19 protein-coding genes and 1 tRNA gene are annotated in these 18,880 nt (G+C 42.6%); 8 read left to right on the top strand and 12 right to left on the bottom strand.

Features of this window, described 5'->3' with window-relative positions:
• Positions 1-244 precede the first annotated feature (244 nt).
• The 7 genes from V7K35_RS18755 to V7K35_RS18725 form a co-directional block, all read right to left on the bottom strand.
• Positions 245-583 (bottom strand): KGK domain-containing protein, encoded by a 339-nt coding sequence (locus V7K35_RS18755; RefSeq protein ID WP_335080696.1) that lies wholly within the window; start codon positions 581-583, stop codon positions 245-247.
• A gap of 394 nt (positions 584-977) precedes the next feature.
• A complete protein-coding gene (gene ccsB / locus V7K35_RS18750) occupies positions 978-2,036 on the bottom strand; it encodes a c-type cytochrome biogenesis protein CcsB (RefSeq protein ID WP_335080695.1) in 1,059 nt (352 codons plus the stop codon).
• A 135-nt stretch (positions 2,037-2,171) separates the two neighbouring features.
• Positions 2,172-3,938 carry a DUF3352 domain-containing protein gene (locus V7K35_RS18745; RefSeq protein WP_335080694.1) on the bottom strand — a complete coding sequence of 589 codons (1,767 nt, stop codon included), beginning with the start codon at positions 3,936-3,938 and terminating at the stop codon, positions 2,172-2,174.
• 461 nt (positions 3,939-4,399) lie between these two features.
• Positions 4,400-4,963, bottom strand: a complete 564-nt coding sequence (locus tag V7K35_RS18740) for a Uma2 family endonuclease (protein ID WP_335080693.1) — start codon at positions 4,961-4,963, stop codon at positions 4,400-4,402.
• 31 nt (positions 4,964-4,994) lie between these two features.
• A complete protein-coding gene (locus V7K35_RS18735) occupies positions 4,995-5,570 on the bottom strand; it encodes a Uma2 family endonuclease (RefSeq protein ID WP_335080692.1) in 576 nt (191 codons plus the stop codon).
• Between the two features lie 327 nt (positions 5,571-5,897).
• Positions 5,898-6,521 carry a chorismate lyase gene (locus tag V7K35_RS18730; protein ID WP_335080691.1) on the bottom strand — a complete coding sequence of 208 codons (624 nt, stop codon included), beginning with the start codon at positions 6,519-6,521 and terminating at the stop codon, positions 5,898-5,900.
• Positions 6,522-6,648: 127 nt separating this feature from the next.
• Positions 6,649-6,731, bottom strand: a tRNA-Leu gene (locus V7K35_RS18725).
• Between the two features lie 396 nt (positions 6,732-7,127).
• Here V7K35_RS18725 and accC point away from each other — a divergent pair.
• Positions 7,128-8,471, top strand: coding sequence for an acetyl-CoA carboxylase biotin carboxylase subunit (gene accC / locus V7K35_RS18720; RefSeq protein ID WP_334794625.1), 1,344 nt, complete (start codon positions 7,128-7,130; stop codon positions 8,469-8,471).
• A 75-nt stretch (positions 8,472-8,546) separates the two neighbouring features.
• Here the strand turns inward: accC and V7K35_RS18715 are convergent, their stop codons facing one another.
• Positions 8,547-8,840: a YggT family protein gene (locus V7K35_RS18715; RefSeq protein ID WP_196511632.1), complete on the bottom strand. Its 294-nt coding sequence runs from the start codon at positions 8,838-8,840 to the stop codon at positions 8,547-8,549.
• Between the two features lie 308 nt (positions 8,841-9,148).
• Between V7K35_RS18715 and psbX the strand changes: the two genes are divergently transcribed.
• From psbX to V7K35_RS18700, 3 genes are all read left to right on the top strand, one after another.
• Positions 9,149-9,268, top strand: a complete 120-nt coding sequence (gene psbX, locus V7K35_RS18710) for a photosystem II reaction center X protein (RefSeq protein WP_334960516.1) — start codon at positions 9,149-9,151, stop codon at positions 9,266-9,268.
• 248 nt (positions 9,269-9,516) lie between these two features.
• A complete protein-coding gene (locus tag V7K35_RS18705; RefSeq protein WP_335080690.1) occupies positions 9,517-10,431 on the top strand; it encodes a Ycf66 family protein in 915 nt (304 codons plus the stop codon).
• Between the two features lie 47 nt (positions 10,432-10,478).
• A complete protein-coding gene (locus V7K35_RS18700; protein WP_335080689.1) occupies positions 10,479-11,039 on the top strand; it encodes a TolB family protein in 561 nt (186 codons plus the stop codon).
• Between the two features lie 400 nt (positions 11,040-11,439).
• On the opposite strand, the gene V7K35_RS18695 is transcribed toward V7K35_RS18700, so the two are convergent.
• Together V7K35_RS18695 and V7K35_RS18690 are read right to left on the bottom strand one after the other, a co-directional pair.
• Positions 11,440-11,628, bottom strand: a complete 189-nt coding sequence (locus tag V7K35_RS18695) for a DUF6887 family protein (protein ID WP_335080688.1) — start codon at positions 11,626-11,628, stop codon at positions 11,440-11,442.
• On the bottom strand, positions 11,625-11,789 hold the full coding sequence (locus V7K35_RS18690) for a DUF6888 family protein (protein WP_373528612.1): 165 nt from the start codon (positions 11,787-11,789) through the stop codon (positions 11,625-11,627). Before V7K35_RS18690 ends, V7K35_RS18695 begins: the two co-directional genes overlap by 4 nt.
• A gap of 260 nt (positions 11,790-12,049) precedes the next feature.
• Between V7K35_RS18690 and V7K35_RS18685 the strand changes: the two genes are divergently transcribed.
• Positions 12,050-12,574, top strand: coding sequence for a TolB family protein (locus tag V7K35_RS18685; protein WP_334820291.1), 525 nt, complete (start codon positions 12,050-12,052; stop codon positions 12,572-12,574).
• Positions 12,575-12,618: 44 nt separating this feature from the next.
• Here the strand turns inward: V7K35_RS18685 and V7K35_RS18680 are convergent, their stop codons facing one another.
• On the bottom strand, positions 12,619-13,623 hold the full coding sequence (locus V7K35_RS18680) for a succinate dehydrogenase/fumarate reductase iron-sulfur subunit (RefSeq protein ID WP_335080699.1): 1,005 nt from the start codon (positions 13,621-13,623) through the stop codon (positions 12,619-12,621).
• Positions 13,624-15,093: 1,470 nt separating this feature from the next.
• Here V7K35_RS18680 and V7K35_RS18675 point away from each other — a divergent pair.
• From V7K35_RS18675 to V7K35_RS18665, 3 genes are all read left to right on the top strand, one after another.
• Positions 15,094-15,531 carry an AbrB family transcriptional regulator gene (locus V7K35_RS18675; protein WP_273766880.1) on the top strand — a complete coding sequence of 146 codons (438 nt, stop codon included), beginning with the start codon at positions 15,094-15,096 and terminating at the stop codon, positions 15,529-15,531.
• Positions 15,532-15,716: 185 nt separating this feature from the next.
• Positions 15,717-16,586, top strand: a complete 870-nt coding sequence (locus tag V7K35_RS18670) for a CPBP family intramembrane glutamic endopeptidase (protein ID WP_335080687.1) — start codon at positions 15,717-15,719, stop codon at positions 16,584-16,586.
• A 119-nt stretch (positions 16,587-16,705) separates the two neighbouring features.
• The gene (locus V7K35_RS18665; protein WP_335080686.1) at positions 16,706-17,326 is read left to right on the top strand and encodes a hypothetical protein; all 621 of its coding nucleotides are present in this window, start codon (positions 16,706-16,708) and stop codon (positions 17,324-17,326) included.
• 324 nt (positions 17,327-17,650) lie between these two features.
• Here V7K35_RS18665 and V7K35_RS18660 read toward each other — a convergent pair whose 3' ends face one another.
• The gene (locus V7K35_RS18660; protein WP_335080685.1) at positions 17,651-18,772 is read right to left on the bottom strand and encodes a geranylgeranyl reductase family protein; all 1,122 of its coding nucleotides are present in this window, start codon (positions 18,770-18,772) and stop codon (positions 17,651-17,653) included.
• Positions 18,773-18,880: the final 108 nt, after the last annotated feature.

The raw sequence follows: 18,880 nt of genomic DNA, 5'->3' as shown, positions 1-18,880 counted from the left end.
ACTTCAGACTTGTGTGTACACCGTAGGATGTATTAGGGGGAAGCCGGAAATCTGGTTCCCTCCCCAATATATCGGGGAGGGTTAGGGTGGGGTAATACAAGAGTCTAAACCCAGGTTCGTAAAATATTTCCGACTTGTGTGTACACCGTAACTTTTTAAGTGGAGTTGGGGGATCAAAAACTTATAGGGCAACTCTACAAGACTTGTGTTTACACCGTAGACTAGCAGAAAGTGACTAGGGTTCTCAGACTTTAGTGTGATCGCTTATTGGGTATTCGTTTTCTACTTGTTTTAGTTTTTGAAAAATTTCATCAAGTGGTGACTCAGATTCATCAGGACAAAATTCTAAAGCAAGTCTAACTTTTCCTTTTTTCCATCCCAAAGTACTAAATTGCAAAACTTCACAATTTAATCCTTTGGTATACAAATTTACTTCATCTGTCTCTTCTGCTCCAATAAATTCCTTAATTGCTGTAATCAAATCACGGACTTTAAAGGTTTTAGCAATATTTAATTTATTAAAAGTGTCTGGTTCTATAGACACAACTTCATCATGGTTTAGTCTCTCGAATCCATCTTCCATAAAAATCTCCTGTCAATAAATCTATATTTTCTAGAGATATAACAGTTCATCCGAAACAAAATAGACCTCTTGCAAAAATCCTTGAATCACCCCTCCCCAACCCTCCCCTTATGAAGGGGAGGGGGCAAGATTTCAAGTTTCCCCCCTTTATAAGGGGAGCCACTGTGTTGCGGAGGTTCCCTCCGTTGTAGCAAGTGGCGTGGGACTAAGGGGGGTCTATTCGACTTATGCAAGAAGTCTAATGATGATTTTATAGATTTAGTGCTGCTCAAATAACAATTCAGTAATAATTTAATGTCCAGTAAATTAGCCTATAACTCTTGCGTTACCCCTCCCCAAAGCATCGGGGAGGGTGCGCGGTAGCGTGGGTGAGGTAGTTTTATTTAAACGGTTATTAAAAGAACCAACCGTAAGAATGTAAACCTTTACCTAACAGATTTACACCGAGATAGCAAACCCAAACAACAACAAAGCCCGTCGAGGCTAAAATTGCAGGACGACGCCCTTGCCAACCGCGAGTAATTCGGGCGTGGAGGTAGGCGGCGAAAACTAACCAGGTGATTAATGCCCAAGTTTCTTTGGGGTCCCAACTCCAGTAGGAACCCCAAGCTTCGTTAGCCCAAACGCCACCAGCAATGATCCCAATTGTCAGCAGGGGAAATCCTAGCCCAATGATGCGATAGCTGATGTTGTCGAGGGTTTCGGCAAGGCTAAGGCGCTGGGGTGAAAGGGGTTCAGCAGATGCTATTTGAGGCTCAGAGGTAGTTACTAAATTCAAAACAGCGGTGTTAGCATTACCGTTGCCGTTGCTACTAGTTTCAAAACGAGCAAAACCGTTATTTTCGGCAGAAAGGGCTGGTGGTTGAGAAATTAGTTCAGATGCTTTGTGTAAGCGGTAGCCGTTGCTGCGATAGCCACCAGTACCTACAGAACTACCTTGTAGTTGGATGTTTTTACCACGAGTAACAACTAAAAAAGCGATCGCTAATAACGCGCCCACCATCAAAGCAGAATAACTCAACATCATGACGCTGACATGCATCATCAACCAATTTGATTTCAAGGCAGGTACTAGGGGTTCTGACGCTTGCATCTGGGATGGTAATGTCATAGTAGCAAAAGCAGCGATCGCCATTGCCACAGGAGCTGTAACAACTCCTACTAAGCGGCTACGGCTACTACTTTCAGCAATTAGATGGACTGTGGTAATTCCCCAAGTTAAGAAAAACAGAGATTCATACAAATTACTTAAGGGAAAGTAACCAGCTTCTATCCATCGTGCCCCTAGTAGAGTAGCCATGCACAAATTAGCGATCGCCATCCCAGCTGTCCCCAAAGCGGCTAGATAAGGCAGATTCGGAAAAGCCGCTCCTCCCCAATACACCAGCATTGTCAGGAATAGTATGGCAAAGGAAGCATTGTCCAGCCAGTTCTGGAGTACAACTAGATTCATAAAGTGTTCTCTCCGTGGATGATTTTAAATATAGATTCTGACTGTTCTGATCCTATATGCTTACAGGGTCATGAAACAGGGGAAAGTTAAGAGTTAGGAGTAAAGACGCGATTAATCTCCTAATTCCAATTGCTGTTATGGAGAAATTGTAGATGGTATAGCAGAACTGCTCTTACTCCTTTCTGGACTAGGCAATGTAGTCATGTTGGTAACTTTTTTGAGTGCAATAAAAATGTCATAACGGTTACTGCGACTGTCGCTGACAGCAGATGTCATCCCAATTGACCGCGTTGCATCTAGCAAAGTTTCTTGATTGGGGATTAGAGTTGGTAAAGGGAAATTTTTCACAGTTCGTTCCACATCCAAGAAAAATTGACCATTTGTCGGATTTGGTTCTGTAGGAACTGTTTGTTGAAAGGGAAGAGTGCTAGCTAGTGTGTTATTGGGTTGGGGAACAATTTTATCAGTGATCGGAGCGCCCACTACTAGAAAGGCGACATCTCCATCTAACCAGCCGTGGGTGGCAGTTAACGTACCATAAGGTGAAACCCAGTTTATAACAGGTTGACCTGCGACTTTTGCCGATTGGACTTGGAACTGGTATTGATTTTTCATCACGTCATCAAGCTGTTTTATCGATGCTTCAGCTGATTGGCGATTGCTTCCCTCTACCATGAACACTAAACCCGCGCGAAAATCACCTGGTGAACCTTGTTTTGGAGTAGTAGGAATCACTGATAAAGAAAATTCGCCTTTCATCCAACTGAGCAAATCCTTATCTAAATCGAGATTGGTAAGAGATTTTATCCCACCTCTAATCTGTTCTGGTGCGATCGGCGAGAGGGGATTTCCCTGAGATGTTAAAACGTAATCTCCCCACAACCTCTGTAAGTTACCGCCAGAGAGCATCATTAAGGTTTCCGCTGGGACACGGCTTTGCATTTTCCCAGCTTTGTTTTCCACCGCCAGCACCCGTTGACTATTAGGGTTTAGCCAAGAAACGCCCTTGAAGCGAATTCCTTCTGGCTCTAAGGTCATTGTCCCCGCTAAACCTTGGTTATTTTGCAGTTGAGCCAAAACTTGAGCTGGTATTGGGCGGTTTGGAGAAGCTGCGGCTATTTTGGCTGCTGTTGGCACATTTACGTAAAACTGGGCAAAGGGTTGGTAATTGGCAATTTTCGGAAAATTCTCAGCAAAGCCCCCTGTTGTGGCTAGGGATGTTTTATTTTTGTAGGCGTCAATTGCTCGTTCTGTGGCTTTGGGACTATCAGTTATGACTAAAAAACGCCCATCTAATAATGCCGCTGAGAAGTTCTCCCCTGCTTGTCCCTCACTTTGTTTGATGGCGATTCCTTGATAAATACGGTCAATCCATTTGCCTTGTTTAAGGGTTTTCGGTCGTGCCAAAATGTTTTTGGCGATTTCTGGGTCTTTCACTGGCAATACCATTACCATCGACTGCTGATCGTTAGCAGTATCTTCATCGGTGGTAGCAACTGGTTTGGGCGCAGGTTTACTCACTGTGTCTGGGGCAAGAAATGCGATTGTGACGTCATCGCCTACCCAAGGAGCGACATCTTTCTGGAAGTCGTAACCATTATTAGTCAGAAAGCGATCGCGCAATTGGACTAAATTTTTATCCAGTTCTGCTTGGGTTTCTTTTGTCCCAAACTGCCGCAATTTCTGCCACTGCTGGGGATCTGTTGTCAGAGAAACCGCAAACAGGGCATCACCAGGAATAATATTTGCACCTACTAGCTCGCCAGAAAGTGGTTGTCTCTGGCTTAACAACCAGTATCCTATACTCCCTGCACCAATCAATAGCCCAGCAGCCGAGAGCGTCAGCACCAGAGACGGTTTCTTATTTTTCTTCATCGGAACAGACACAAGAGGCGGTGCCATTGAAACCTATACCTTATACTTGCAAACTCATTACTTGTTTAATTGGTTAAGTTAACCAAAAACTTTCTCGTTATCTAGGGCAGTTAACTGCATAAAATTCTCCATCCTAGACACAGATGATATTTCCGTAATAAACCTTCCCGAGTCTTTAAAAAGCTGTGTTTTTGGCTCAGTTACCATTTTTAACACGCTTTGTTGAATTTCGTAGGACGTTTCCCTAAGATTGATTCCTCAGTCGGAAAGTTTCCGCAAGTAAATCCGTTAGTCCAAGCAATTTGAGAATATAACTAACTGGACAAAGCTGCAAGTTATGATTAGGTGACATTCCTCTGGGTTAGCAAAGCGTTCGCTCCAGAGAAAGGAATATGAAGTATCTTTGGCTACAATTTTTAATAAGCGATCGCATCTTTTAGATTGACAATGTGGTAGGCAAAGCTATGCCCTGAAAGCTTATCGCCTACCTATACTTGCAACTCAAATCCAGGTAATATATCTTCTCCAGAAAGAATCGCTGGCATTTGCACAACTTCTACAGCCTTCAAAAGTCGGTAAATTTCCACTCTTGCATCTTGAGGATTAATCAGCCAACCCAAACGCAGACCATTTTTGATGTATTCCTGCATTTTCTCTTGAATCAGTGCAAGCCGATCTGTCTCCGAACACAGTTCAATCACAAAGTCGGGTACAAGTGGCGGAAACTTTTTTCGTTCTTCTGGCGTTAAAGCTTCCCAGCGCTCCAATTTTACCCAAACAGCATCAGGGGAACGTTTTGCACCGTTGGGAAGTATAAAGATAGTTGAAGAACTAAAAACTTTCCCTAATTTAGCTTGACGATTCCAATTATTTAAGTCTGTAATTAAATCTGCTTCTTGATTTCCGCTTTCTCCTCCTACTGGTGGCATAATGATTAATTCTCCGGCTGCATTCATTTCCAGGCTTAAATCACGATTGGCAATACACAACTGATAAAATTGCTCATCGGTTAAATGAGCAATCGGTTCTAGATTTAGCACAACAGTATTCATTAAACCTTTCCTCGTGCTTTTGTTGCTAACATCAGTCGGAAATTCTTGCTTGTTGGAAAATTTTTTGAGGCGTAATTTCTAACCCTTCAAATAAGGAATCTTCTAACCTATCAGTACCGCGTTTAGTTTGAGGGAGAATATCAGGATAAAAAATAGTAATAGTTTTTGCTCTAGTATCAATAATCCAAACTCGTTGAACTTTAGCTTTTAGATAATCAGTTGCTTTTTCTGTCATTTCTCCGAAAGTTTGACCAGGGGAAATAATTTCAATGACTAATTCCGGTGCAACAGGACAAGCTTCATCTTGCAACCAATCAGCAGAAAGACGGTTATAAGAAATATATGTCAAATCTGGTACAGGAACCCAGTCTTGTTGATTTCGTGTTAGCTTAATTGCCCATTTAATTACAACTCGTCCCTTTGCTTGCGCCCATGCAGACAATAGTATAAATAACGCACCTGTTATAGAACTATGAAAAAATTTTGGTGACATTACATCGTTTTTGAATTTGGGAACAGCTTCTCCATCAATGAGTTCGTAGATGATTTCTCCTTCCGGAAGTGCGAGAAATTTTTCGAGGGTGAGTTGGGTTTTAAGTTGAATCATGGTTGGTTTTGGGGGATGACTCTATTTTAGATTTTTACCAATCTCAAATACTTCATCTGGGATTTCCTGTTTCTACTTTTAGGCGTTCCCGCAGCTCCTGTGGTCGCCGCTACGAAGTGGTACGGGTTGCCGTAGGCATCGCTTGTTTGGGTAAATTACTCGTAGGTCTTTTACAATACCGCTGCCAGTTACTTCTCATCTTGGTGGTAGCTTAGGGCAAGCCACTACGTGTCTACAATAAATTAAGCTTTTCGGCGATTTTTTGCGTAAGTCCTGAGTTATTTAAATAGTAATCAAAACTCAAAAGCAATATTCTCTTCAGGCTTTTTACTGATTTTTTGAATTTAATTGCATAGCTCCCAAATATTTGGTTAAATAAGGCGAAAAAACTTCATAAATTAAAGTCAGTGGCTGTCCATGATGCCAAAACAAGTAATGGCGACCCCAAAAAGGCCCAGTTACATCAAAACCAGACTCTAGCGCCGATGAGTCACCGTAGTAAATTCCTCGAACATCCCGATACAACTCTGTGCGAAGACGAGCCAAACTAGCCCAAATTGGTAATGAACGGTTTTGCAAATACTCATGTACATGACTGGCTTCCCACCACGAAGTGGCATAGGCTAATCGTTGACCAGAAGCAGTACGCAGCCACACTTGTCGCCGTAGTCGTGGCCCTGGGACAGTTTGGATTAATTCAGGCGCACCATCCAAGTCCATGCCAATCAATGACATATCAATTACATCTACTTCTACAGGCTCACCTGTGAGCAATTCTAGATGACGTGTTGGAGAGCCGTCACCCAAAAGCATTAGCTGCCAAGCAGGTGCTAGCTGAGTATGAGGCAAACTTTGTTGAATTATTTCCTCCCCTCCTTGCCAAATCGGAGTGAGGCGATGCCAAGCTGCTGGCAGTGTTAAGTTGTTTGTGGGCGTAAAAGTAATACTCAATGCTTTTTACAAAACTTCACCTATCTCTATAAAAGCATAAAAAACCTTAGCTCTACTCAGATTTAAGGGTCAAGAGTCTAAGGTTTTTTGACCCTTGACTATTGACCCTTGACTAATAAACAAAATATGCGGATGGCGAGACTCGAACTCGCAAGGGCAGTGCCCACACGCACCTCAAGCGTGCGCGTATACCAATTCCGCCACATCCGCAGGGATTGTCTAAGCATAGACTATAGCATAAGAAACTAATTATAGTAAGGTGATATCTAAAGTTATATTTCTCAAAAATATAAATTTCTTCAATGCGGTATCAGACTGACAGAAATCTAGCCTCTGCACAAGTGATATTAAAAAGGGTAGAGCTACTGTAAGAGATGCGGTGCGATGTCTACGACGAGCTACGCCTACGCAAAAGCCCATTTTGCCAAGCTAGGCCAAGACTTACAGTAATTAAGACCCATAGAGGCAGCAAGCTTGCAATATAAAAGTTTGCTTAGAATCAGGGTGGCGAATCTCTTGTGATAATTTGAAATAATGCGAAAGCGTCGTTTCAAGTTGGATAGCGAGAAAATGTCAATCTACTGGTAATGATATCGAAACTAAAAAATGAAGTTTGACAAAATATTAATTGCCAATCGGGGAGAAATTGCCCTTCGCATTCTCCGCGCCTGTGAAGAAATGGGGATTGCGACAGTTGCAGTTCACTCCACCGTTGACCGGAATGCTCTCCACGTCCAACTTGCTGATGAAGCGGTTTGCATTGGCGAACCTGCTAGCAGTAAAAGTTATTTGAATATTCCCAATATTATTGCTGCCGCCCTGACGCGCAATGCGACAGCCATTCATCCAGGTTATGGCTTTTTAGCAGAAAATGCCCGGTTTGCGGAAATCTGTGCTGACCATCATATTGCTTTTATTGGCCCAACTCCAGAAGCTATCAAGCTGATGGGGGATAAATCCACTGCTAAAGAAACCATGCAAAAAGCTGGAGTCCCTACAGTACCAGGTACTGAGGGGTTAGTAGAATCTGAAGAACAAGGATTAAAATTCGCCAAGGACATCGGCTATCCAGTGATGATCAAAGCCACAGCGGGTGGCGGCGGACGGGGTATGCGCCTAGTTCGTTCTGAAGATGAATTTGTCAAACTTTTCCTGGCGGCCCAAGGGGAAGCAGGGGCAGCTTTTGGGAATTCTGGCGTTTACATAGAAAAATTTATTGAACGTCCCCGCCATATCGAATTTCAAATTTTGGCGGATAACTACGGTAATGTCATCCACTTGGGCGAACGGGATTGCTCTATTCAGCGCCGGAACCAAAAGCTACTAGAAGAAGCACCAAGCCCGGCTCTTGATAAAGACCTGCGTGAGAAAATGGGACAAGCTGCTGTCAAAGCTGCCCAATTTATTAATTACAGTGGGGCAGGTACTATCGAGTTTCTCTTGGATAGATTCGGTAAATTCTACTTTATGGAAATGAATACCCGGATTCAAGTAGAACATCCTGTAACAGAGATGATTACTGGAATAGACTTGGTTGCCGAACAAATTCGGATTGCTCAAGGAGAAAGACTCAAACTTACCCAAGAGCAAGTAGTTTTGCGGGGTCATGCGATCGAATGCCGGATCAATGCTGAAGACCCAGATCATGACTTTCGCCCTTCTCCTGGACGGATTAGTGGCTATCTGCCGCCTGGAGGGCCTGGTGTTCGGATTGATTCCCACGTTTATACAGATTACCAAATCCCACCTTACTACGATTCCTTGATTGGCAAGTTAATTGTTTGGGCACCAGACCGACCCACTGCTATTAACCGCATGAAACGCGCACTCCGGGAATGTGCCATCACTGGACTACCCACCACCATTGGGTTTCATCAAAAAATTATGGAAACTCCACAGTTTTTGCAGGGTAATGTCTATACAAATTTTGTGCAAGAAATGAACGGTTAAGAGGCTGGGGACTGGGGAGCAAAGGGAGCAGAACTATTGATTATTGACCAATACCCAATTCCCCATGCCCCATCCCTAATTAACACGAGATAGCATAGTCAGCAATCCTTGCTGACCTAGCAGGATTTCTCGCAACAGGCTGAAGATACCAACCCAAATAATAGGTGTAATGTCCACTCCGCCTATAGGTTGGACTAGCTTTCGCAAGGGCACTAAAAATGGTTCAGTAGGCCAAGCTATTAAATTAAAGGGCAAACGATTCAGATTCACTTGCGGATACCAAGTGAGAATGATCCGAAATATAAATAAAAATGTCATCAGCCCTAACACAGGGCCAAGAATCCAAGCAGTCAGGTCAACACCAGTCATCGGTTTAAGCTACTATCTATCTGTAAAGAAAGAAAAAACTTAGGCAACGGCAAGCCCTTCAGGTTCGCGTAGGCGTAGCCCGTTGTAGACATTGCCACAAAATTTTAAGCTTTGTAAAGCACTCTCATGATCATTTTAACCAAATGCTGTCACTTCCTTCAGAAATAGAAAAGCGAACTCGCTCACCTGGTTAACTCAACAATTGGTGAAAGCAGTTACCAAGTTTAGCAGTTCCGAGTTAGAGGCTTCTCAAGAAAGTAATAGACTATTAAAATTAGAATGAAGTGTGTAAAAAAAGGTTGAGAAGTATGACGCCTTCTTTAGCAAATTTTCTTTGGAGTCTGCTATGGGGTACTGCAATTGTTGTGATACCCGTTGTAGTTGGTCTAGTTTTCATTAGCCAAAAAGATAAAATTCAGCGTTCATAATGCTTATGAGAGTTGAATTGACTCTCAGAATCGATTGTCTGTCAGCTATCTAAATTAATTGCACCAAAAACAGCAGTGTTTACCGCTAGGAGCAGTTGTAGCTGATAGAAGTAGGTGTTTTTATTTTTCGGTGAACGGCTTCAGAGCTTCTTTGCCAGAGGCTTTGAAGCTTCAATATATCGTGACTAATTAGAGTAGTGATTTTAATTGTGACTCGCTAACATAGATTTGATATTGGGAAAACAGCAATGATAAATTTTGGGCTGAACTCAGCCAGCTTTCTGGCTCAGGTAAATTTTGGGGCAAACTCAGCCAGTATTCTAGGAATTTTCCTGGCTGTGGCTGGGGCAGCACTGTATTTTCTCCGCACTGTGCGTCCAGAATTGTCACGAGATCAAGATATCTTTTTTGCAGCAGTCGGCTTGCTCTGCGGATTCATTCTTGTGTTTCAAGGATGGCGGCTAGACCCGATTCTACAATTTGGTCAATTGCTTTTAGTTGGCACAACTGTATTTTTTGCAGTTGAAAGTATCCGCCTGCGGAGTATAGCTACCCAGCAAGCAAAGCGCAACACTCCGATTGTGGATGACGAGCGAGAGGTAAGCAGAAACTATTCGTACAACGATCGCAGAAAGTATCAAGCTGAGATGGATGCAGACTTAGATCCATTACCTTATGAAGAAGAGGAGCGCCCTGTACGTCCCCGGATTCGGGGTAGCAGGGATGAGATTTCAACTCGTGATGACTACTACGAGGAGCAACCCCCCCGTCGTTCAGAACGCCGTAACACCAGCAGTAGTGAAAGACAGGCTCCAGCTGATAAAACGCGGCGGCGGACTTCTGGGCGGACTGTGAATCGCCCTTCTGAAAGCTCTGAAGAAGAGAATTGGGGTTCTTCATCTAGGCAAGTTGATGATTGGGAAAGTTCCGCAGGGGAAGTCAGAAAACCTTCTCGGCGTAGTAATAACGGGTCTGGGCGTCCAGAAAGTCGTGAAGATGATGTTGCTCCCAAACCAAGAAGGCGTCGTCCACCCACTGACTCGACTCCTCGAAGGGGGCGCGAAGATGATGAGGCGATCCCAACTGATTATGTACCATACAACCCGGTTGAAAAGCCAAATGAGGGGCCAGATAATTCGACCGATTTTGATGACGATGTTTAAAACAGTTGGTGTGGAGGTAATTTTAGAGGCGACGGAAAACAGTTGAGGTGAAAAAATTTACGCCTATATTTTGGCTCCAAAGACCTATTCATTGGAGCCTGGTTTTTAGTTTAACAAGTTTGCTTGTATCTTGTGGTTATAACGATATTCCCATAGGGCCTACTTCCCTCAATAGTCGCTACACTGAGGAGCAGCCTGCTTTGAGTGGCAATGGACGCTTTTTAGCGTTTGTATCTAATCGGAATGGTAATCAGCAGCTACTAGTCTACGATTTGGAGAGGCAGCTGTTTATTGGCACACCGGGGATAAACCGACAGGAAACAATTGCTGAAAGTCCTAGCTTGAGCTACACCGGGCGTTATATTGCTTATCTTACTAGTGACCAAGGTAGACCAGTGGTGGCACTTTATGATCGCGCTACGCAACAGTCGCAAATCGTCACACCAACCTATCGCGGCTGGGTGAGAAAACCAAATATCAGCCCCGATGGACGTTATGTTGTTTTTGAAACCGCCAGCCGTGGTCAGTGGGATATTGAAGTCTTAGACCGGGGGCCAAATATTGAGTTAGATATTCCTAACGGTGCAACCGTAGGTTCACCTCCGTAGGAGTTAGGAGTTAGGAGTTAAGAGTTTGGAGAGACGCATCCAAACAAACAACGATCGCACTCAACCACCTAAAACAAAACCCCACAGCTAGAGACGCGCTACGGGGTAAGAATTGGGAAAAACTTTTTGTACCACTAAATCACAATTCCCTGTAGCGATTGCTATGGGGAATCTAAGGGCTGGTGGGAAGCGAATGATGATTGTGACAAAAGTCTGTTACTAACCCTCATTACGATGTATTTTTTGATTTATGCACACGAATAAAAATTAAATAGACGATGTAGAGCGATCGCACTCAATCACCAAAACAAAACCCCACAGCTAGAGACGCGCTACGGGGTGAGAATTGGGGTTATGGGGCAATAGGGCGATTGAATGGATGTGATGGGGTTAGGGCGGGTTAAGGTGTTGACTCTGCTTGTATTCTTTTCTTAAATTCAATTAGGGCTTGTTCCTCTGTACTAACTACAACGCGGTTAGGTTTTGCCCTCATAATTGTTAAATAATGTTGAAAAGCCTCTTCATCATCTGGATGTGTCTTTACATAAGTTCTCAGTTCGGCTTCGCTTAATTGTTGATAGTTACTCATTGAATTAATTCCTCGCCGTTACTTAAAATTTCTACTTGAATTGTTTCGCCTATTAATACTACGATTCTTTGAGAGCGTGTATCGTAGCGAGTTAATTCAATTGTTCTTAATAGATTGCTTGCTCGTACACATACGCGGTAGAAGGTTTCTAGCTGTTCTATTGTAGGATGCTGTGGTTTGATTCAAACCTCCTGATAATTTTTATTTTTGTACTACCACCTCTAGTTTCACCTAAAGGTCAAACAGTTATGCAAATCATGTGTCAAAACATTATAGGCTGTGGATTCCAGGGTCTACAGTCTGGCAATGAAAATAAATCGGCATGGACGCGCCAAGGTTCTTACTCAGCAAGAGATACAATTAATCGCGTCTGTACCTTAGGAGTTGTGAGACTATTGACTAATGACTAATGACTAATTATATGAAACGTATTTTTTTTATACCTGTATTTTTCTGCTTAAGTTTATTGACTGGGTGTTTTGGCTACCCTCGCATTTTGAGTTATCCCTTTGATCCGGGGGGTCGGAGTCTCAATAGTTTAGCATCAGAATTAAATCCTCAAATCTCTGGGAGATACATTGTTTTTATTACTGACCGACGCGGTAGCCAAGATGTTTACATGTTTGATACGGTGACTCGTGATTTGGTTGATTTGCCAGGTTTAAACTCCTTTGATGCGATCGCAACTCATCCTAGCGTTTCGCAAGATGGTCGTTATATTGTGTTTGGTGCTAGTCGTCAGGGGCGATCGGCTATTTTTCTCTACGACCGGGAAACACGCCAATCACGGAATTTGACTAATAATCTGCAAGCGGAAGTCCGCAACCCTACAATTAGCGCTGATGGTAGTAGGATTGCTTTTGAATCTAGTAACAACGGGCAGTGGGATGTTTTAGTATATGACCGTTATGGACAACCGTTGAATATCCCTCAAGAACCACGTTGAACTAGAATTATGAGTTAAAATTCCTAACTCATAACTCCTGATTCCTAACTTTTGTTTTCTACTTGTTGCACAGATTCAATGAGCGATCGCACTTGTTGCGTCCCTTCTGAAGGTTCAAATGATAGGGGAAACTTACCCCGGATGATCATTCGCAAACCGAGGGGTGCAAGACTGAGTAATCCTTTTAAATCCCGAAAATAGTTACCGACAACTTGTAAACCAAATTGACGTTCATCAATCCAACCACCTTCTTTAACTAAATCCACCAATACTTTTCGGTGACGAAGTGAGCGACTATCACTAGCTTGTTTCTGGCTGAGAATTTCTTGTTTAATTTTGGTAATTTGCTCTAATGGTGCAACTTCCATTGGACAAACTGAATCGCAGTACAAACAACGGGTGCAACCCCATACGCCTTTAGTACCTTCGTTGTAGCTTGCTAAACGATTTTGGGTGTCGCTATCGCGGGAGTCTGCTACCATCCGGTAAGCTTTGGCAAGGGCATGGGGGCCAACAAAGTTTGGATCAACTTCACGGGCGTTGCATTCCGAATAACAAGCACCACACATAATACAGTTGCCAGTTTGATCGAGGCGCGATCGCTCTTGTGGTGTTTGCAAAAACTCTCTTTCTGGTACTTGTCGTGCTGCTGTACTCACATAAGGAGCAACTGCCTCTAAATTATCCCAGAAACTGCTCATATCTACAACCAAATCTTTAATCACAGGCATATTGCCCAGAGGAGCGATCGTGATTTCGCTAATGGCATTTACTTTACTTTGGGATGATGGTATTTGTTGTAATCTAGCAAGTTCACTGCCAACATTTTCCTTACAAGCTAAAGCCGAACGCCCATTAATTCGCATAGCACAGCTACCACAAATGGTATTGCGGCAATTTTTGCGAAACGCCAACGTTCCATCTTGCTCCCACTTAATATGATTCAGGCAATCTAGGATTGTATTACCTGGTTCTGCCTCTACAAGGTAGGTTTGCACAACAGGGGAGGAATTTTGTTGCTGTCGAATGATCTTAAAAATAACTTCCATAATCACTAACCAAAACTTTAAAATTGCTTTCCCAGCCTCAACAATCATCAGTCAACGCAGGTAGTTGCAAAAAGTGAGCTATCCTCTTTTTGCCCTTAATTAAAACCCTGGTGTTAATTGGCCGACGAGAAAAATGCGAGTGATTCTAGTTTAAGGATAACCATTAAAATTTAACTTGTAGCACCGATGTAAGCAATATTTGTGTCAAATTCTGAGATAAAACGCCAAAAATGTAATTGTAGCTTTGCATTGAATTTACCTGTTTAGGAATGTAAAGGAAAGAATGTTTGCTGAGAGAGGGACTTACGTTTATCTCTGACCTGGTGATAATATGCATATTAAATGTATGTTAGGTTAGCAACACATCTTGATGTCAACTTGAGTCAAGCAGTCTTAGCTGGAAAATTCGGTCAAGCGGTAACGAAGGCGGAACTTTTTGATTATATAGAAGTGTGAAACCACATGTTCAATATATAGTAGTAGCAATCAAGCGCTAGGCAGATGTTAAGAAATTAATTCTTCCCATAGACAGACGTACAAAATCCTCTGACCACTTTTGACCTTAAGATAATAAACCGAGGAAAAATCCTCACCACTTTTAAATAAAAGTTTTTGCAGCGAGAAACCCGGATAGACGAGACTTTTCGTTTTTTGCCTTCCTCTCAATCAAGAAAATCTTAGATTGAACTCATTGGTCAAAACTGCTCGTCTCAATTATATAAATTTTTATAAAAGCCATAGGCCAATGCTCACACTTGCAATAAAGGGTTGGGAAAATCGTCACTGCTTTTTTCTTCTTGAAGTTCAGAAATTTAAATAAAAATTTACTAGCAACTTTAATTCAAAATTAAACAACTATTTTGCTATTATTAGTCCATGCTAGTATTTGATATAAAATTACGAAGTGACAAAACCAGAATCAAGAGCCGTATCAGCGCGGCTACTACTGCTTTGTTGATTCGTAATGTAGAGACAAGAGAATTCGCGTCTCTACTGGCAGGACAAAAGGGCATAAGCCCGTAGGACTCTATTGAAATACTATGCTGTCCAAAGCTTAAGAGGACGAGTAGAGAAAACTCTACTTGCTCATTGGCAAGAAAGGCAAGCACTGAAAGTGAAAAACCTGCAATTTATTGGGTCTACGACTTATTTGCAGTAGAACCAACACAATTTGTAAAGGTGGCTGAAAGTTACACCGCTACAGTAGCGCCAAAGAAGAAAATAGTTTTTTTTCTGATGGCGAATAATGGTTAAAAGTGCCGTAATATCACCAAAATTAATGTCTGTGGCAACTATGGCCTCTAGTTGGTTGTAGACAACCATAATAGAAGTGCTTTTGGCTCCTATCGGCAGTAATTCACCCGTTACACTAGGGTCTTCAGTAGCTCTATGCAAATGCTAAAAAGCCAAATGCTGGCATGAGACTACATCGTTTATCAGTTTGGAGAGAGTAAGGAAAATTTGAGCATAATGACTGAAACTGCAACCGCACCATTAACTGGAAAAGCACTACTTGCTAAAGTAAAAGAACTTTCCACTTTACCACGCCGAGAAAGAGCTAAACAGTGCGGCTATTACACTGTTACTAAGAATAACCAGGTTCGTGTCAATCTCACCGATTTTTATGACGCTTTGCTATCGGCTAGAGGAATTCCTCTAAGTCCAGAAGCACCTAAAGATGGGCGTGGCCGTGAACCGACCTATCGAGTTAGCGTCCATCAAAATGGTCAGATTGTGATTGGTGCTACATATACCAAAGCAATGGGCTTAAAGCCTGGAGATGAGTTTGAAATTAGGCTGGGATACAAGCATATTCACTTGATTCAACTCGGTGAAACTGATAAAAAACTAACCTCACAAGATGTAGATTCTGACGAATCGGACGAAGATTTGGAAGACGAAGAGTAAATTTGCTGATGGTAGGGATAAGTTTCAGGTGATGATAACTTGTCCTTACCCGGACAGCACACTAGTAGCTCTATTCAAAAAATTTTGCCCCAGGTAAAAAATACGATTAGACCTCTTGCAGAAGTCACCAAATTTAGTAAAGTCTTGATTAATCAGCAAGAAATCTATAGTGCAAGAAGTCTATCGTGTTTTTTTTGTTTATTTTGATAACTTTCTTTGAGCCTTCGGTTAACGCCTTACTGGCGTTTATGGAAAATGCACCAGCACTAGTTGTAGTGATAGCATTTTTTATTTTCTGGATAGTTTGCTGGTTGCCGATCGCAACAATATCAGCAATATTGCTCAATTGGCAACCTCTCAAACCTTTGCAGCCAGAACAAAAGATGCCGTTATTGGCGTCACTTTACCTATTAGCTCCCCTGATTCTGTGGGGAGTTAGTTGGCTAACCAATAAATCTTTTTTAGATTACGGCTTTGTTGGGAATCTTTCAACTTTTGGTTCTTTAGCACTAGGTTTCGGTTTAGGAGTGGCGAGCCTAGCTATTGTATTTAGTGGGCAATTGGCGTTAGGTTGGTGTTCTTTTGAAAAGATGAATTTCAAGTTACTACTACCCATCTTGCTACAGATTTTTTTGATAGCGTTATTAGTGGGTGGAATAGAAGAGTTAGTTTTTCGCGGTTTCCTGTTTACTGAATTAGCGCAGGATTACCCAATTTGGGCAGCAGCAGCAATTTCTAGCTTGATTTTTGCCTTGCTACACCTGGTTTGGGAGCAACGCGAAACCGCACCCCAACTCCCTGGATTGTGGCTGATGGGAATGGTGCTGGTGTTGGCACGTTTTGCTGCAAACGGCAATTTGGGTTTAGCTTGGGGACTGCACGCGGGATGGGTATGGGCGATCGCAACCCTAGATACAGCAGAACTAATTACTTACACAGGTAAAGTCCCTGACTGGTTCACAGGTAAGAACAAAAAACCCCTAGCTGGTTTGACGGGAATTATTTGTGTACTGGGAACTGGAATGATTATCTGGTTTTTCTCTAGGTATTTTTAATTTCGTGCCAAGGTGCAATATTTGAGGAGCAAGCCTGCTAACGAAAGCTTGCCTTTTAAATAATTCTTGCAAAGATGGGGAAGCTATGCACAATTAAGATAGAACTGAAGCAGAAGTCTATGGCATACAGTGATTTTAGTCTCGCTAAAGTAAGAAATGCGTTTGGCTTAACTCTAGAAGAGACACGTAATCTATTTCTAACTGTAGGGGGTGTCCAGCCATCTGACTTGCTAAAACGGTTGCTGGATGAAAACTTAACTTTAGCGACTGCAATCAATAGCGAAAAAGCCCGTTCTGAGTTTTTAATCGCTCCTATTCTGTCTGAGGTAAGGCGACAGTTAAATTATCGGATCAGCTTATTTTCAGGTACAGAATTCAATGTTGATCCTACTCAAGGACTCTCAGGTTTTTGTGACTTTATCCTCAGTGCATCTAGTGAGCAGTATTTTATCAGTGCTCCAGTAGTCACTGTTATAGAGGCCAAAAATGAGAATATCATTGCTGGATTGGGGCAATGTGTAGCCACAATGATTGCTGCTCAAATATTCAATCAAAGAGCAGGTAATGAAATTCCAGTCATCTATGGAGCAGTAACAAGTGGAACTGCTTGGAAATTCTTAACTTTAGAACAGAATACTGTTTGCATTGACTCAATTGAATATTATGTTAATGCAGTCGATAAGATTCTGGGAATTATATTGCAGACCTTTGAGAGTTCCTTGTCTAAAACTCTAGTTTAGAGAAATGGTAAGTAGATAGGCATAATTAACAATTCAAAATTCAAAATGACGCTATCTACGAGACGCGCAAGGGACGCGGACTCGCTCTTTGTGGCGCTAACAAAATTCACGCATTAAAGACATTTTCAGACCGGAGGCGGAGCGTCTCCGGCTTTGCTCTTATTTAAACCCCGACTCTAGCAAGATCCCGCAGGGGAACTGATCGGAGTTTCGGTGGCTCCGACTCCGCACTACGTATAGACGTGAGGGTCTTAAACCCTTTAATTTACGAGCAAGTAAAAATAGGGCGGGTAGGATGCCCACTAGAGATTCACTACCCAATCCCTAACCACCAAAACCAGGAATTAAACGCTTGAGCGCACGACCAGCAACATCGCCATAGCGCAGTTCTCCACATAGAATCTTACCCATAATTTTGGCACCGGAGGGGCGCTTAACACCAACTTTGTAGCCAATGCCAGGAAAGCGATAGAATGCTCCAGCTAATTTTTGCGCCCAAGCCATCTCAGTACCCCATTCTTCATTAATGGTTTCACTATATTTTTCTAAAGCATTGGTATCACCAGAAAGAGCCTCATTAATGGCTCCTGCTGCAATCAAACCGCTAAAAATTGAAGGGCGAATACCTTCTGCTGTCATTGGATCAACTACACAAGCAGCTTCCCCAGCCAAAACTGCATTTTGAGTATGCAACTTTTGGTTGCCATCCCACAAGCAAAGGGGATAACCATACTGCTTGCTAGTTTTGATATCTAGATTAAACGATCGCGCGTACTCATCTAAAATCTTCTTAAAATCCTGAGATTCGCCACCGATAAACGTACCGACACCAATAGAATAACCATCAGCTTTTGGGAAGTTCCAAATGTAGCCGTTTTTTACCAAGCCAAACTCGAAGTGAATTGTGGATTTATCCTTTACAGTTGCGGCAACTTCTGCTTCCAAAGCTCCTGCTAAACGACGTTTACGTTCTTTGAAGCCTAGCCATTTTGCCATTGGCCCTTTGACACCATCAGCCGCGATTAAGTAGCGACCTATAACTGGCCCATTGGCTGTGTTAACTTGCCAATGGTCACTTTTAAACTCAATACCCGTCACTTCAGTATTATCTCGGAGTTCAGCCCCATGCTTCTGTGCTTGCTGCACTAGGAAATGGTCAAAAATATCTCGTCGCACCATCCAGACTGGTTCTTTTGTGGCGATTTTCGCTTCCACGGGGTCGCCCAATTTCCAGGTAAAGCGAAGGGAGTCAGCTTTCACAGAAATCGCTGGGCTAAAATCAAAGTCAAACCATTGAGCGATCGCTGGCGATACACCACCGCCACAAGGTTTATATCTTGGCAGGGATTCTTTTTCTAACACTAATACTGAGCGACCTTGCTTGGCTAAATGATATGCAGCTGTTCCACCAGCTGGCCCAGCACCGACGATGATGCAGTCATACATATGGCTGAATTTTGGCTCCTGAATTAGTGATTTTCTATTGAGGTACTTGATCAATTTTTGTTAGATATCTAAGAAATGATAAAGGCTGAAGAATTTATCCGTCATCCT

It is taken from the genome of Nostoc sp., assembly GCF_036917275.1.
Taxonomy (GTDB): domain Bacteria; phylum Cyanobacteriota; class Cyanobacteriia; order Cyanobacteriales; family Nostocaceae; genus Nostoc.
This window is presented reverse-complemented; position numbering and strand designations above follow the sequence as displayed.